Origin of the sequence: Acidiphilium acidophilum (genome assembly GCF_033842475.1) — a bacterium.
Classification (GTDB): Bacteria; Pseudomonadota; Alphaproteobacteria; order Acetobacterales; family Acetobacteraceae; genus Acidiphilium; species Acidiphilium acidophilum.
In genome coordinates, this window is record NZ_JAWXYB010000018.1 from 95,397 (window position 1) to 110,116 (window position 14,720).

The following is a 14,720-nucleotide window of genomic DNA, read 5'->3' on the forward strand; positions in this document are numbered from 1 at the left end:
ACTTGTGATTCCATAGCGGCGGCCCGATTCGCAGGAGCAGCCTGATGTGGACGAACGAGAACCGCGCCCGGTATGATCGCAGCAAGCTGCGCTATCCGAGCGATTTGACGGATGACGAGTGGGCGATCATCGGCCCGCTGATCCCGCCCGCCAAGCGTGGCGGCAACAAGCGTACGGTGAATGAGCGGCAGGTGATCAACGGGCTGATGTTCATCCTGAGTACCGGTTGCCAATGGGCGTCGCTGCCGAAAGATCTGCCTCCACGGAGCACGGTGAACGACTATTTTCGCCGTTGGAACGAGGATGGCACGCTCGATCGCATTCATCATGCGCTGTACGTCAGATGTCGCGAACAGGTTGACCGCGCGGCCAGTCCGACGGCTGCGATCATTGACAGCCAGAGCGTCAAGAGCGTGGAAAAAGGGGGGGTCATATCGATCCGTCGGGGTTCGATGCGGGCAAGAAGATCAACGGCAAGAAGCGCCATGTCCTGGTAGACACGCAAGGCCTGCTGCTTTGCGCCATCGTCCACGCCGCCGACATCCAGGATCGGGACGGCGGCGTGATGCTGATGGGAACGCTGTTCGGTCTATTTCCCTTTCTGCTCAAGCTTTATGCCGACGGTGGCTATCAAGGGCCGAAATTCCAGGAAGGGCTGGGCCGCGTGTGCGCTCAGATCAATGTCGAGATCGTCAAGCGCTCCGATATCGGAAAGTTCGTCGTTGTGCCCAAGCGCTGGATCGTTGAGCGAACCATCGGCTGGCTCAACCGTTGTCGCCGGTTGGCCAAGGATTGGGAATGCCTCAACCAAAACGGACTTGCATTTCTACGCTGGGCATCCATCCGGCTGATGGTACGAAAACTCTGTAAGGAAACAAAATGATCCCGGATGGACTCTCAAGCGGGTAGTGCATCTGGGCTCTTATACCAACCTGCCTATCCAATGACCGCTTTGATCCAGTCTCGTTGGGTGATCGAAGCGATTTGTTCTGGCATCTGCATGAACTTGTTCCAGGCGTTTCGGCAGGCGGCAAGGATTTCGTCGTAGCTGTTCCAGACCTGATGGCTCAGGAAGTTGCCGCGCAGAAATTGCCAGATGTTTTCGACGGGGTTGAGCTCTGGCGAATAGGGCGGCAGCGATAGCAGGCTGATGTTGTCGGGCACCGGCAACCGTTCGCCGGCTTGATGCCAGCCGGCGCCATCGAGCACCAGCACGGCGTGCGCGCCAGGCGCGACCTGCGTGCTGATTTCCCGAAGATGTTCGGCCATCGCCTCGCTATTGACCGCCGGCATGATGATGGCGGCACCAATACAGCGTTCTGGGCAGACGGCACCAAACAGATAGGCGGAGTCATGGCGGTTGTCGCGCACAGCCAGTGGTCGGGAACCCCGCTCTGCCCAGACATAGGTCAGGGTTCCCTTCTGACCGACACGGGCTTCATCGGCGAACCACACCTCGATCGGCTTACGCGCCGCCGTGGCCGGGATCGCCGCCGCTACCAGGCCAGCGAAGTCTTTTTAAAAATGTCCTGTGCCGCAGCGTCCTTCTTCGGATGATACGGACGCGGCTGGACTCGCGTGAACTTGAGCCGCCGCAACAGTCGGCTGATCGACGTCTCGTGCAGGGTAACCGCAAACTCGGTCTCGATCCGTCGCTGCAGGTCGACACAGCGCCACCGTACCACGCCGTCACGCTCCGGGTCCGGGCCCTGCCTGACCCATGCCGCGATCTGCGCCTGCTGCGAAGCCGACAATTGGGGTGGCGGGCCGTTGCGGCGCGGCGCATCGCCCAGTCCTTCAGGTCCCAATCCATTGTAACGGTGCACCCAGTCGCGCAGCGTCTGCCGGTCCATGGCACAGGCCTCGGCCGCATCGCGCCGAGACCAGCCTTCGAGAACAAGAGCAATCGCCAGCAGCCGCCTCGAAATCTTCGAATCCGTCGCGCGAGCCGCCCGCTCGCGCAGCGCCATAGGCGACAAGTCCAAACGCGTTATCGCTACCGTCATCGCAAACCTCCTCCAGGGAAGTCCAGCGAATCATACCCGCCCGAGCCGCACCAACTCACATTCGAGTCAACGGAACCTCAGGTTGGTATTATTCGGCGAATGTTCTTCTGCAAACAACTACCTGCTTACCCATCTTAATCGTATCCATCCGGCGAAGACCGCGTCCTGATAGCCGCTCGGCGTTCACGGATCGCTGTAGTGGGGTGATCAGGCGACCTGTGCGACTGGGTTGTGGTTTTGCGGATCGATCCAGTTCCAAGGCATCAGTTCCTCGATCCGGTGGACCGGATGGCCGGCGATGCGCGCGAGGATGTCGGCGAGCCAGGCCTGCGGATCGACATCGTTCATTTTTGCCGTTTATGCCGTCCGCCGAACTATGCCGAATGGTTTCCGAAAAATGCACGGTTGTCGAGTTTCTCTCGGTTCTTCCGTGGCAGTTGATTCCGTTTCATTCGGCATAGTTTAGCCAGTCAGAGCGCTTCCAAGAAGGCGAGTAATCGGTCGTCGGGGCGGAAGCGCGTTTTCTTTCCGCTCTGGTATGGCGTGAGCTTTGCCAATGCGGCCTCCTTGAGGGCGATATGTGCATGCAGATAGGTCTGTGTCGTCTCGATCGATTCATGACCGAGCCAAAGCGCGATCACGGAGCAGTCGACGCCCGCCTGCAGCAACTCCATGGCCGCGCTGTGCCTCAACACGTGGGGCGACACCCGCTTCGACTTTAACGACGCACAATTTTCGGTGGCGACCTTCACATACTTCGCCAGTAGCGACTGGACGCTGTCGGCACTGAGTCGCCCACCGTGCATGTTGGGGAACAGAACAGTTCCTCCTTTCCGGGCAGGCTCCTTCAGCCATGCCTGGAGCGCACCTCGAGCAATGGTGGATAGCGGCGTGGCTCGCTCCTTCCGCCCCTTGCCGACGCACCGGACATGAGCGCCGGCGCCGAGGTGGACTGCCTCCCTGTCGAGACTGATCAACTCGGAGAGGCGCAAGCCCGTCTGGACTGCTAGAAGCAGCAAGGTGTGATCGCGGCGGCCGAGCCACGTCGTCCGATCGGTCGCGGCGAGAATGGCCTCAATCTCGGGACGTGTCAGGAAGTGCACCTGTCGCTTATCGTGGCGCTTGCTCGGTATCGCGAGCACGCGCTGGATCAGCGCGCTGTGTGCCGGCTCCTCGAACGATACGAATCGGAAGAAGGCCCTGATGGCTGTAAGGCGCAGGTTGCGAGTCTTGGGGCTGGCACCGCGCTTCATCTCAAGATCGATTAAGAATCCACCGATAAACGGTGCATCTAGGTCGCTGAGTGCCAAATCCGAAGGGGGCTTATGGAGCCGCATTTGTGCGAACCTGAACAGTAGCCGGAACGTATCCCGGTAGGATGCGATCGTGTTGGAGCTGACGTTACGCTGGCGTATGAGCCACTCGGTGAAGTAGCGCTCGATCAACGTGGCGATATTGCAGGGGGGCTTCATGGCGTCGCCTCCCATCGCCGATCGAGGCACCGCGCCGCTTCTTCCATCAACTCAGGGCAGGCCGAGAGATACCAGTATGTATCGCGTACACAGGTGTGGCCGAGGTAGGTGGAGAGTGCCGGAAGTTTCTGTTCGACGTTCTTGCCTTCGCGATGCCAATCGAGCAGCGTCCGGATAGCAAAGCGGTGCCGGAAGTCATGCACGCGTGGCCCGGTACGATCGCCAGGGCGCCGCAGCCCGATCTCATGGGACAGGCGCCAGAAGACGCGATGGACGTACTGGTGCAGCAGGCGGCCACCCTGTTCGGCGACGAAGAAGGTCGAACCGCAGCGCGGGCCGAGATGCGCATCGCGCCGGTTGGCGTAGCTGCGCAGCGCGGCGCTGGTCGTTGGATGCAATGGCAAGAGTCGTGATTTGCCGAACTTGGTCAGCCGGACCGTCAGCACCCCCTTGTCGAGGTCGACATCGTCACGCTCAATCCCCATCGCCTCAGAGAGACGCATACCGGTGACCGCGATCAGGCCGAACAGTGTATGGTAGGTCCATCGCCGCAGGCCCCTCTCTGGCGGCAAAGCCAGAGCCGCCGCCAGCAGATCATCGATTTGCGCGTCGCTGTAGATATGAGGCTTCGCACGCTTCCATCCCGGCAGGACGCCGGCTGGGGGTACCTCCGTTGTCGGATCGAAGTTGGAGACATGGCGCGCGAACCCGCGCACGTCGCTCAACCGCAAAGCCCAATACGCATGCCGATCAGGCGGCAGTGTCGCCCATTCCATCGCGAGCTTGGTAGTGATGGTTTTAGCCTTGCGCTTCTCCATGAATGCGACAAAGTCGCGGAGCCGCCGGGTTTGTTGCTCGTACTTATATCCAAGTCCCTTGCGCATACTTAGATATTTCTCGAGAGCGGATCTTAGGTCGATCATTGCGCGCCTCCCGGCCAGGGCCGACTCAATGTCCGCAGCGTTTCGATATCGACCTTCGCGTATATCCGGGTGGTGTCGTGGCTCTCGTGCCGCAGCAGCTGACCAATCTGGGACAAGGTTGCGCCGGACCGAAGCAGTTCGGTGGCGAGGCTGTGCCGGAAGATATGGGCACCGCGGTGTGCGCAGCCCTCAATTCCGACGCGATCAAGAGCCATTTTGGCGATCATCGTGATCGCACACCCAGAAGCAAAGCCGAGATGAGGCGCGAGCGTGCGAATAAACAATTGCCGACACGAGGCCTGTGGACGGCCATCGCGTAGATATGCAACGATGGCCGCGCCAACATCCGGCAAGATCGGCATTCGTGCGCGCTGTCGGCCCTTGGCACGAACGAGAATCTCGCCGGTACGCCAGTCGATATCATCCAAGGTGAGGGTCGCTACCTCGCCGGCGCGGAGGCCGAGCTTAGCCAGCATCATCAGAATGGCGTAGTCTCGCCGTCCCATAGGGGTTGCCCGGTCGCAACCGTCAAGCGCCCTCTGAACTTGGGTGGCGGTCAGAAAAGTGGGCAGTGCCGCGAATTTCCATCGTCGCATGGACGGCACACAATGGGCCAACGCGCGAGGGTTCAGCCCTTGATGGTGGAGGTAACGAAGGAAGACTCGCAGCGACGAGCACATCCCCTTCCCAGTTGCAGGGCTCCAATCCTGGGCGTGGCGCTCGATATAGCGGATCACTTCCACCTGACTGATCTTGCCTAGGTCGGCGTCGCCGGCGGGGCACACCTCGTGCAGGAACCTGCGGATAGGCGGGAGATGACGAACGATGGACTTCGGGGTCAGGCCGCGCTCTGTCCTCAGATAGGCAGCGAATTCACTAAAAATCCGATCTCGCGAGGTGGCAGGCGGCATCACCGCTGGCGCGATCGCACCTTCCTCGCGCAATACCGATAGCCATCGCTTCAGCGCGGATCGGTCGCCAGGCTGGATAGACTGCTTCCGAGCCCGATGCCGGAGATATTTTTCGGTCACTCGTTCATCGAGATCCGCCACCGTGCTGCGACGGCTTGCGATCCAACTCAACAGCCCCCCGACCACATTGAAAGATCGCCAGACGCCGTGTCGAACGAGCCCGTCTCTCACAATACGTGCTGCGTAGCGCTCGACAAGCTGGCCGTGCTGCCCGCCCTTGAGACGCTGGTACAGCCGGCTTCTAAGCAAATACTCTTCACAATTCATGTTCCTATTCTCCGCTGTTGAAAGCGGAGGCAGGGGACAAACTATGCCGAACCCATCAAGTCCAGGTCATCGCCATTTAGGGCAAAAATAAAACCATTCGGCATAGTTCGGCGGACGGCATAAACGGCATTATGCCGGGCGCGGCATAATGCCGTCGTGATCAGGGTGTACATCATGGCGGCCCTTTCCCCACCCCGGTCGGAACCGGCGAATAACCATGATTTTCTGCCCAGAGCCAGGGTCCGCAGGGCGCGTTCGGCCGCGTTGTTGGTCAGGCAGATCCGCCCGTCGGTCAGGAACCGCGTGAACGCCGACCAACGGTTCAGCATGTAGTCCATCGCCTTTGCGACATCGTTGTGCCGCGAGAGTTTGGCCCGCTCGGCACGCATCCAACTTTCCAGTTCGGTGACCAGCGGGGCGCTGAGCTGTTGGCGCGCCGCCAGGCGTTCAGCCGGCAACTGGCCGTTGATGCCCCGCTCGATTTCAAACAGCGCGTCGATCCGCTGCACCGCGGCCAGCGCCATCGGGGCGACGAAGGCAGGCGTCTTGCCTTGCGCGCGGCGTTTGGCGTTTCGAGCGATGTCGGCCAGTTCGAAGAATTTTCGTCGCCCGTGCGCCCAACACGCCGCTTCGATGATCGGGCCAGGGGATCGGGTCGGCACGTACAATTTGTTGTAGCCGCCATAAGCATCCGCCTGGAATATCCCGCTGTATTCGGCAAGATGACTTTGCGGGTGAATGCCGGCGCGGTCGCGGGAATAATAGAACACCGCGCAGGGTGGACCCGATCCGCCAAACGGTCGATCGTCGCGCACATAAACCCAGACGCGGGCGATATCGGTCTGACCCTGCGCAAGCACCGGCACGGTGGTGTCATCGCCGTGGATCCGACCGCCGGTGAACACCATGGTTTTGATGAAGGCATACACCGGCTTAAGCGCGACACAGGTGGCGCCGATCAGATCGGCCAGGGTCGAGACGCTGAGCGCAACGCCTTCCAGGCCGAACCGTTCGGATTGGCGGTTCAGCGGCTGATGCAGGCCAAACTTGTCGTAGGCGATCATCGCGAGCAGGCTGGGACCGGCGAAGGCGCGCGGAATGGTGTGGAAGGGTGCGGGTTCCTGGCTGATCTTCTCACAATCGCGGCAGGTGAATTTCTCCCGCACATGCTGGATTACCTTGAACGTTCGCGGGGTGGATTCCAACGTCTCGGTGACACTCTCCCCGAGCTTGGCCAGGCGCGAGCCACCGCAGCAGAAGCACTGGGTCGGCCCCGGCAGGACAACCCGCTCGCGGAGCAGGTGCTCGGGGAAGGGCTGGCGCGACGGGCGCTTGCGGGTGAAGCCGGCGACAGTCGTGGTTTTGGCCTTCGCGGCTTCCTGCTCGGCATGTAGTTCGTCCTCGGTGGCACTGGTCTCGAGCTCTTCGAGTTTCAGCTCCATCTGGTCGAGCAGCCGGGCCGTGCGTTCCGCCCTGGGGCCGTAGAGGGCGCGCTTGAGCTTCTCGATCTGCAGCTTCAGATGCTCGACATAGGCGGCGGTATCGGACTGCGCGGCGCGCGCTGCGGCTGAATCCGCTTCGGCGGCATCAGCTCGCGACATCGCTCCTCGAACGATCTCTTTCAGCGCGGCAATGTCGTCCGGCAGGGCCAGCGAATCGATATCCATGCATCGGATAGAATCATAAACCGCTTGGGTTTCGCTACAGAAATCCGTAGCAAACAGCAGGTTTTTACCCTGATTTTTTGCACTTACCCGGCAGATTGTGGCCGCCAGGTTTGTTGCGGATTTCTCCAGTCGATCGCCTCCAGAAGATAACCGACCTGACCCGCCGTAAGTGACACAGCCCCATCCGTCGTCTGTGGCCAGATAAAACGGCCCTTGTCCAAACGCTTCGCAAATAGCGATAACCCGACACCGTCATGCCAGATCGCCTTGATCAACGATCCGCTGCGTCCCCGGAAGAAGAAAACGTCACCGCAGAATGGCTCCCGGCCCAGGCCTTGCTGCACCTGCAACGCGAGACCCCTCATCCCGCGACGCATATCCGTGTGCCCCGACGCCAGCCAGATCCGTACGCCGGCTGGAACCGGGATCATCGCCGCACCGCCGTCATCACACGACGCAAGGCGGCCATCCCAACCCCGTCATCAACCCGAACACAGGTGCCGTCCGGCAGCACGATCTCAATCCGCCCCATCTCGGATCGCGCTGCCCGCTTGTGCGACACAGAATCTGCATCGGTCTCATCCACCGAAGCTGATTTGCCAGACCCCCGCGGCATCGACAGCGCCGCACTCGCCATCATCCGCACCGGAATGAACTCCGGCTCTACCGGCACCCGTGCCAACTCACCGCGCCGAACCTGCCCGCGCCATTTCCACAACTGCCCTCGCGAAATATCGTGCCGCCGTGCCACCAAAGCAAATACCGCATCCGGCGCCTCAGCCTCTGCGACAATCCGAAGCTTGTCCTCATCCCGCCAGCGACGTCGCCGCTCAGTCCCCGTGATGATCTCCATCCGCCAAAGCTCCCCCCATATGAATCAGCTCATAGCAGCGCTATTATGAGCGGCTTCTTCCCGTAGCGGCAGGCGGCTCAGACCGGATGGTTACTCTTAATCCGCCGATTTCCCTGCGGTACGTATCGGGAACATATCGGTATGATCTGGAGGTTTCGATGGCGCGCAACGCGGTGCAATGCCGCGCGACAATCAGCATGAGAATCGCATTGCCCCGCCTGCAATGCTCCCGAGGCGTGACCTGTTGCCTCACATAAATGCTCCCGATTTTGGGTATTTTATGGGGGCTGGCGATGAGGAGGGTCAGTATGGGGACGAACGGCTTTTCCTGGCCGGTCTGTGGTGGGACGTCGCACTGCATCCACACATCGCGGGGGTTGTTTCAATGCACGCGCTGCCGTCGGCAGACTTCGCCGACCGCGGGAACGATCTTCGCGCCGCGACGAAATTGCCGTTGCGTACCTTACTTTGGTATCGCATGATGATATAATAATATATTTAGTAGTAAACTAAGTTCCACCACGCTTCGCGACGTAACTAAGCACAAAACCTTCCCACGACTTAAGCACATCAGGGTCTGCCCTATATTTCATTGCTTCACCATAGGTATTCCTATACGCGGTGGCCATCTCATCAATATCCCATCCTCCGCCTTTTTCACAACCAATTTTCAAGAACGGTTGTGCACGATGCCCATACCTAAGAGTCCATCCGGGATCATTTTGTTTCCTTACAGAGTTTTCGTACCATCAGCCGGATGGATGCCCAGCGTAGAAATGCAAGTCCGTTTTGGTTGAGGCATTCCCAATCCTTGGCCAACCGGCGACAACGGTTGAGCCAGCCGATGGTTCGCTCAACGATCCAGCGCTTGGGCACAACGACGAACTTTCCGATATCGGAGCGCTTGACGATCTCGACATTGATCTGAGCGCACACGCGGCCCAGCCCTTCCTGGAATTTCGGCCCTTGATAGCCACCGTCGGCATAAAGCTTGAGCAGAAAGGGAAACAGACCGAACAGCGTTCCCATCAGCATCACGCCGCCGTCCCGATCCTGGATGTCGGCGGCGTGGACGATGGCGCAAAGCAGCAGGCCTTGCGTGTCTACCAGGACATGGCGCTTCTTGCCGTTGATCTTCTTGCCCGCATCGAACCCTGACGGATCGATATGACCCCCCCTTTTTCCGCGCTCTTGACGCTCTGGCTGTCAATGATCGCAGCCGTCGGACTGGCCGCGCGGTCAACCTGTTCGCGACATCTGACGTACAGCGCATGATGAATGCGATCGAGCGTGCCATCCTCGTTCCAACGGCGAAAATAGTCGTTCACCGTGCTCCGTGGAGGCAGATCTTTCGGCAGCGACGCCCATTGGCAACCGGTACTCAGGATGAACATCAGCCCGTTGATCACCTGCCGCTCATTCACCGTACGCTTGTTGCCGCCACGCTTGGCGGGCGGGATCAGCGGGCCGATGATCGCCCACTCGTCATCCGTCAAATCGCTCGGATAGCGCAGCTTGCTGCGATCATACCGGGCGCGGTTCTCGTTCGTCCACATCAGGCTGCTCCTGCGAATCGGGCCGCCGCTATGGAATCACAAGTGACTCCAAAGTTTCAAGGTGTTCCCGGATGGACACTAAGGGAACCGGCAGGAAAACCTTTATGAATCGTTACCGGCTTTAAGGCATCAGATTTAAGGTCTGATGCTGTTGGAACAGGCCGCGTGGAGGCGACCTGGTTTCCCTCTACTATAGGACGAATGGGATTCGATTTGACAACTCGTAAATGATGCCCAACCAGCTTTCGTTCCGTCGGTGCCGGTGATTGATAGAGCCTAACGATCTGGCCAGTGAAATCAGCGTTGGCGTTTGGGTACACGGCTGATACGACATTGAAGGTTTCCCGTATTGTTTGCCGGAACCGACGGCCATCACAGCTGTTCCCTAAGTGCTTCGCTAATTGGTCCCAAGAGATTATTTGTCCACGAGTTGTGTTGACCCTGGGCAACCTGTACGCGAGATACGTATAAAGATCGAGCGCTGTTGGTTGGTTCTTCAGTTCCCGAATCGCCACTTCATTTAAAGGCACCGCGTGGTCTATTAGGTGACGAAAAAAGACATCTGAAAGACTAATTTCACGGGCGAACTCACCGTCTCTATTCAGGGAACCGGAATACTCATTCGACAGCTTAACTTCTTTCACTGCAAAAGCAGACTCACCGTTACGGTCTTCATCCCACCTAATTTGCCATTCACATGCTAGCAAACGGTCAACCTGCTCTTTGAGAAGATTTGCGGACCCACGTGGACCATAGGATACTGTGTGATATCCAAGTCGGCGCATCCATTCAGTGAAATTTCTACCAAGGTAGACATCTCTAGACCGTCTTTTTACAGCTTCCGATAACATATAGATTAGAACAATCCGTGGATAGGAACCGAAAGGAACTCCCAGGCTTCTCATCACAGATTTGCCGTCTAATATCTGTAAAACGGGCTTTGGATTAATTGCCAGAGCATATTTGCCATCCTCGCGGATGATCGGTTGCGTATCATCTTTCGGTCTTCGCGCTGGCAATGACATTGCGCATAATGCGGAATGTAAGAACGCATTTTCTGGTTCCTCGTCCTGCACTTTCAGAAAGGAATTGTAGATTCTGTCGTCCCGTTCTCCCTCAGCGAGGTTCAGCACGGATTGTCTACCCTCGTTCAAGAGGGCCAATGCGTACTGATGCCCTAAAGGCAATTCTGCCTGGTGTTGCTTTTTGGCCATAGGTTTAGTCCCGCTGATGACGATTGTAGGAGTCTGCATCGATTTCGCACAAGAACAACTTATCGGACGAAAATCAACAGCCTTTGCGCTTTTGGTGCCGTATTTCGCGATTATCTTCCAAAATTACCGATGATGTCCGTGTACGAGCTCAGAATTTTTCGTTTTGAACGCCGGTTTGAGAGGATCAATAAATGGAAACAGCCAGCTTTTGACCATTATCGACGTTCGATTCGGAAGTTTTTAGGGTTCTATAGGTATAGGCTCGGACATCATCGGTCTCTTACTCCTTCATCATCTCCTTATCGCACCGACTTCATCGTTGGTACGCCTACATCATCGGCGCTACTCCAGAATCATCGGTCGGGTCATAGATTGGTTTTTCGGACATCAGCCTACTCGAACATCATCGGTCCTGGATCAGCTGATCGATTCTTACCTAGTCGCGACGTCTCTGCGCCCAAGGAGCGACTACACCACTGCTTCTCAGGGTCATCCGCGTACTGCAACAGTGTCGCAAATACTCCCGGCTATAACGGCTTAAAGCGTTGTCATGTCTGTGCTGATGAGGCGGCAGCCGGCTATTTCGCAGGGTGGCTACTGAGTGGAATCGTCTCCTTAATGGGGCTTTGGACGACCCCACTACTATTACACGGACTTCATCGGTCGGAGTTCCCAATCGCGATTGCGCCCAACATCCATGTCATTGGTTACTCGGAGATCATCGGTCGGATTGGAGCTTCCGTTGCTACTTTTTCGGGAAAATTGCCAAGGGAAGTCTCGTTGACTTAAAATTGCCAATCAGTGTACCAGACCAATGTATATATACGAGAGATCCTATGAACCTTCCCCCCTCCCCCACCGATGATTTTTTTGATCAAGATGCTATTGGTGTGCTCTACACCAACTCCCTTAAGGTCATGAACCGAATCCGGGAATCGGCGCTAAATCAAGATACCGGAAAAAAAAGTGGCCCCCTATTCCAAATATCAAAGGCGGCTCAGCTTGTTGGTCGAACGGCATCCGCCATTCGAGAAGCAGAGAAAGATGGGCGACTTCCTGCCCGCGAACGGACGGAATCTGGTCGGCGCCTTCAGTATACTTTGGAGGATTTGGACAGCATGCGGGAGGTTTTTGGCACCCGTCCATGGCGTCGAGCCGACGATCCTGCGGCAGTTATTTCTATTTCAAATTTCAAGGGGGGAGTGGGGAAGTCCACCACGGCAATACACCTCGCCCAATATCTCGCCATACAAGGCTATCGAGTCTGCCTGATCGACTGCGATAGCCAAGCAACGACGACTATGATGTTCGGTTATGTGCCCGACATCGATTTAGGTGAACGCGATACTCTCTATGGATATATCCATGATATGCCGCCCGGCGGTCTGCGCTCCTTTGTGAGAAAAACGCATTTTCATAACCTAGATTTAGTCCCTGCGAACCTGAAACTCTATAACCTCGAGTACGAGATCGCCGGCTACATCATGCAAAACCAGAGCTTCGATGTCATCGATAGTATCGCTCATGCGGTCGAGACCATTGTTGATGATTACGATGTGATCATCCTTGATCCCCCCCCTGCCCTTGGAATGATCTCACTGGGTGTTTTGACGGCGGCCAACGCCCTTGTGGTCCCCATGCCTCCCAGTATCATCGACTTTTCGTCTACCGCTTCATTTCTCGATATGCTGAACTCGACGATGAAACAAATGGAGATCGCCTATCGGAAACGACCAGTCTATAACTTTGTGAAAATCGTTGGCAGTAAAGCCGACGAAGGAAAATCCATGCACCGCGAGATTCTTGGAATGACGAGCAAGCTATTTGGTCGATATATGTTAAACTCAGTGCTCAGAAATAGTGCGGAGATCGATAATGCCAGTTCTCGCATGAAAACAGTATACGAGTTGGAACGGCCGGTAACGTCCCATGAGGTTCATACTCGGTGCGTCACGAGTCTGAACGCCGTCAACTATGAAATCGAACAGGAGATTTTGAAGACGTGGTCGGGGAGGGGGAGTGGCTTCTGATCATTGAGTTGCCCATGGGCAACGTGGGCATCAAGATCGAAAATATGTAGATCTATAAAGGACATTTTTATTTTCGAGATGTTCGTTTGATGGAGCTGAAGGCCCGAAATGGGTATCCCATCTCGATCGCTTTTCCGGGTCAAATGGCGTTTTGTAGAACGTAACTATCGCTAGGAGTGGTTCCATGAGCAAGGGAAATAAAGGTTTCGGGCAGTTTCTAGCGGATGTGGTTGATCCAAACGGAGCCGCAAGTATGGAGTCGCCAGCCATGGGGATTATGCAGAATCGCACCGATTCGCTGCATCGAATCGCTACGGGTAAGATAGTCACCGATCGGACGGAGTTTGTTGATCCTGAACGCTGCCGGCCTTGGGCCAGTCATAATCGTGATATCAGTCATCTGTCGCCGGAATCTTGTTCTGACCTGATCGAGGCGTTCAAGTCAGCGGGTAGACAGCGAATCCCGGCGATAGTCCGTCGTCTACGAGATGATCCAAACCACGAGTATGAGATAGTTGCCGGAGTACGCCGTTGGTGGACGGTGAAATGGCTGCGGGCAAACCACCATCCCGAATATGATTATCTTATCACTACTCAAAATCTCACTGACGAGGAGGCGTTTCGGGTTGCCGATCTAGAGAATCGAGCGAGAAAAGATATTTCTGATATGGAGCGGGCTCGAGACTACATCCGTGCTCTCGATATGTTCTATTCCGGCTCTCAGACCGCGATGGCGGAGCGCCTGAATGTCTCAAAGTCTTGGATGAGTCGCATGCTCGAGGTGGCCAAATTGCCGTCGGAAGTTGTTATAGCTTTCAGTGACGCACATCAAATCACGGCCAAGTACGCCAGCTTGATCGCGCCCTTGATCAAATCTGATCCGTCGACGCGAGATCGCGTATTTGATGCTGCAAATGAGATTGCTAGGGAGCGCTCAGGCGAGAATAAGACGCTTTCCGCTCAGGATACTTTGAAACGGCTGTTGAAGGCCGCAGAGCAGAGGTCGGTTCGCCGGAAAGCGCAAACAGATGAAGTCCGATCCTCTAAGGGTAAACCGATGATTAAGTACACTGTTTCGACGAGTGGAAGAAGCATCGCGCTGACGCTGTCCCGTGCATCCGGAGCAGATAAGAAGGAGATTCTTGCGGCCATCGATCGCATTCTTTCAGATGTCCTGCCGTAACATGGGGCTACTGTATCCCGTCCTGAGAGCGTCCCGTTTGAGACCGTGACCAAAGGCAACCCCGCGAGGACTTGCCATGCATGCGGCGAGAAATCGCTATAATCGCGCTCGGGCAGTCGGCGCGACGGATCATGGTCCTGCCAAGCAATCGGAAACCGTGCTTTCAAGCGGATTGGCAATCGCCGGGGCTTCGCGAAAGCCCTCGACCGGCAGCACTCCCCCAGGACATGACCTCCGTCATCGTTGCGGCCGCTCCGTTTCACCTTTTGTGCGCTTGACAGGCCTCCGGCGTCAGCGTCGCCCGAGCCGGATTACCAGGATTGATCAAAACGACACAGGCCCGCGACGCCCACTCCGAAAGCTCCAGCGCAATATATACAACACCAATCCTGTAGTTCGATCAGCAGGGCTATCCTGTCGTTCCAACCTGCGAATTCCGACGCTGTCGCGCACAGCGTCGGTCAAGGATGGCCGAAGGCCACCGTGCTCTTGCGCGGCGCGAAGCGTCCTTGACGGCTGCGAGCACGGCGGCTGCCTCAGAGCAGAGGGACAGCTACCTACCGCCACTGCCTCCTCCG

General features: G+C 57.1%; 11 protein-coding genes and 3 pseudogenes. 4 read left to right on the forward strand and 10 right to left on the reverse strand.

Annotated features, from left to right (window positions below; genetic code table 11):
* Nucleotides 1–44: 44 nt before the first annotated feature.
* Nucleotides 45–883, forward strand: a protein-coding gene (locus SIL87_RS03110; protein WP_319612756.1) for an IS5 family transposase whose coding sequence is annotated in 2 segments (ribosomal slippage) — nucleotides 45–417 and nucleotides 417–883 — 840 coding nt in all. Because the reading frame shifts where the segments join, the coding sequence is not laid out codon by codon here.
* A gap of 53 nt (nucleotides 884–936) precedes the next feature.
* Here the strand turns inward: SIL87_RS03110 and SIL87_RS03115 are convergent.
* From SIL87_RS03115 to tnpA, 8 genes and pseudogenes are all read right to left on the reverse strand, one after another.
* A protein-coding gene (locus tag SIL87_RS03115; protein ID WP_319612768.1) for an IS630 family transposase occupies nucleotides 937–2,006 on the reverse strand; the annotation gives its coding sequence in 2 pieces (ribosomal slippage) (nucleotides 937–1,514 and nucleotides 1,514–2,006; 1,071 coding nt in all).
* Nucleotides 2,007–2,213: 207 nt separating this feature from the next.
* Nucleotides 2,214–2,363 (reverse strand): annotated as a pseudogene (locus SIL87_RS03120) (transposase domain-containing protein); the annotation flags it as partial.
* 113 nt (nucleotides 2,364–2,476) lie between these two features.
* Nucleotides 2,477–3,478, reverse strand: a complete 1,002-nt coding sequence (locus SIL87_RS03125; protein ID WP_319612624.1) for a tyrosine-type recombinase/integrase — start codon at nucleotides 3,476–3,478, stop codon at nucleotides 2,477–2,479.
* Nucleotides 3,475–4,296, reverse strand: coding sequence for a tyrosine-type recombinase/integrase (locus SIL87_RS03130; RefSeq protein WP_319612735.1), 822 nt, complete (start codon nucleotides 4,294–4,296; stop codon nucleotides 3,475–3,477). Before SIL87_RS03130 ends, SIL87_RS03125 begins: the two co-directional genes overlap by 4 nt.
* 101 nt (nucleotides 4,297–4,397) lie before the next feature.
* Nucleotides 4,398–5,639 (reverse strand): site-specific integrase, encoded by a 1,242-nt coding sequence (locus SIL87_RS03135; protein WP_319612622.1) that lies wholly within the window; start codon nucleotides 5,637–5,639, stop codon nucleotides 4,398–4,400.
* A 149-nt stretch (nucleotides 5,640–5,788) separates the two neighbouring features.
* A pseudogene (tnpC, locus tag SIL87_RS03140) lies at nucleotides 5,789–7,306 on the reverse strand (IS66 family transposase); the annotation flags it as partial.
* Nucleotides 7,307–7,389: 83 nt separating this feature from the next.
* Nucleotides 7,390–7,737 (reverse strand): IS66 family insertion sequence element accessory protein TnpB, encoded by a 348-nt coding sequence (tnpB, locus tag SIL87_RS03145; RefSeq protein WP_319612737.1) that lies wholly within the window; start codon nucleotides 7,735–7,737, stop codon nucleotides 7,390–7,392.
* Nucleotides 7,734–8,159 (reverse strand): IS66-like element accessory protein TnpA, encoded by a 426-nt coding sequence (gene tnpA, locus SIL87_RS03150; protein WP_319612738.1) that lies wholly within the window; start codon nucleotides 8,157–8,159, stop codon nucleotides 7,734–7,736. The genes tnpB and tnpA overlap by 4 nt, the downstream gene beginning before the upstream one ends.
* Nucleotides 8,160–8,476: 317 nt before the next feature.
* Between tnpA and SIL87_RS20230 the strand changes: the two are divergent.
* Nucleotides 8,477–8,637: pseudogene (locus SIL87_RS20230) on the forward strand (IS1595 family transposase); the annotation flags it as partial.
* Between the two features lie 239 nt (nucleotides 8,638–8,876).
* Here SIL87_RS20230 and SIL87_RS03160 read toward each other — a convergent pair.
* Nucleotides 8,877–9,715 (reverse strand): IS5 family transposase gene (locus SIL87_RS03160; protein ID WP_319614527.1). Its coding sequence is split into 2 segments (ribosomal slippage): nucleotides 8,877–9,343 and nucleotides 9,343–9,715, totalling 840 coding nucleotides; the frame shifts between segments, so codons are not numbered across the junction.
* 56 nt (nucleotides 9,716–9,771) lie between these two features.
* The gene (locus tag SIL87_RS03165) at nucleotides 9,772–10,929 is read right to left on the reverse strand and encodes a replication protein RepA (protein WP_319612770.1); all 1,158 of its coding nucleotides are present in this window, start codon (nucleotides 10,927–10,929) and stop codon (nucleotides 9,772–9,774) included.
* A gap of 836 nt (nucleotides 10,930–11,765) precedes the next feature.
* On the opposite strand from SIL87_RS03165, the gene SIL87_RS03170 reads away from it, so the two are divergent.
* Entirely contained in the window at nucleotides 11,766–12,959 is a 1,194-nt protein-coding gene (locus tag SIL87_RS03170) for an AAA family ATPase (RefSeq protein WP_319612771.1), read from the forward strand.
* A gap of 184 nt (nucleotides 12,960–13,143) precedes the next feature.
* The gene (locus SIL87_RS03175) at nucleotides 13,144–14,142 is read left to right on the forward strand and encodes a ParB/RepB/Spo0J family partition protein (RefSeq protein ID WP_319612772.1); all 999 of its coding nucleotides are present in this window, start codon (nucleotides 13,144–13,146) and stop codon (nucleotides 14,140–14,142) included.
* Nucleotides 14,143–14,720: the final 578 nt, after the last annotated feature.

Excerpts from the sequence above, each read along its gene's own strand:
- SIL87_RS03135 (WP_319612622.1), bottom strand. The coding sequence starts at position 5,639 with ATGAATTGTGAAGAGTATTTGCTTAGAAGCCGGCTGTACCAGCGTCTC.
- SIL87_RS03165 (WP_319612770.1), bottom strand. The coding sequence starts at position 10,929 with ATGGCCAAAAAGCAACACCAGGCAGAATTGCCTTTAGGGCATCAGTAC.
- SIL87_RS03170 (WP_319612771.1), top strand. The coding sequence starts at position 11,766 with ATGAACCTTCCCCCCTCCCCCACCGATGATTTTTTTGATCAAGATGCT.
- SIL87_RS03125 (WP_319612624.1), bottom strand. The coding sequence starts at position 3,478 with ATGAAGCCCCCCTGCAATATCGCCACGTTGATCGAGCGCTACTTCACC.
- SIL87_RS03130 (WP_319612735.1), bottom strand. The coding sequence starts at position 4,296 with ATGGAGAAGCGCAAGGCTAAAACCATCACTACCAAGCTCGCGATGGAA.
- SIL87_RS03175 (WP_319612772.1), top strand. The coding sequence starts at position 13,144 with ATGAGCAAGGGAAATAAAGGTTTCGGGCAGTTTCTAGCGGATGTGGTT.
- tnpB (WP_319612737.1), bottom strand. The coding sequence starts at position 7,737 with ATGATCCCGGTTCCAGCCGGCGTACGGATCTGGCTGGCGTCGGGGCAC.
- tnpA (WP_319612738.1), bottom strand. The coding sequence starts at position 8,159 with ATGGAGATCATCACGGGGACTGAGCGGCGACGTCGCTGGCGGGATGAG.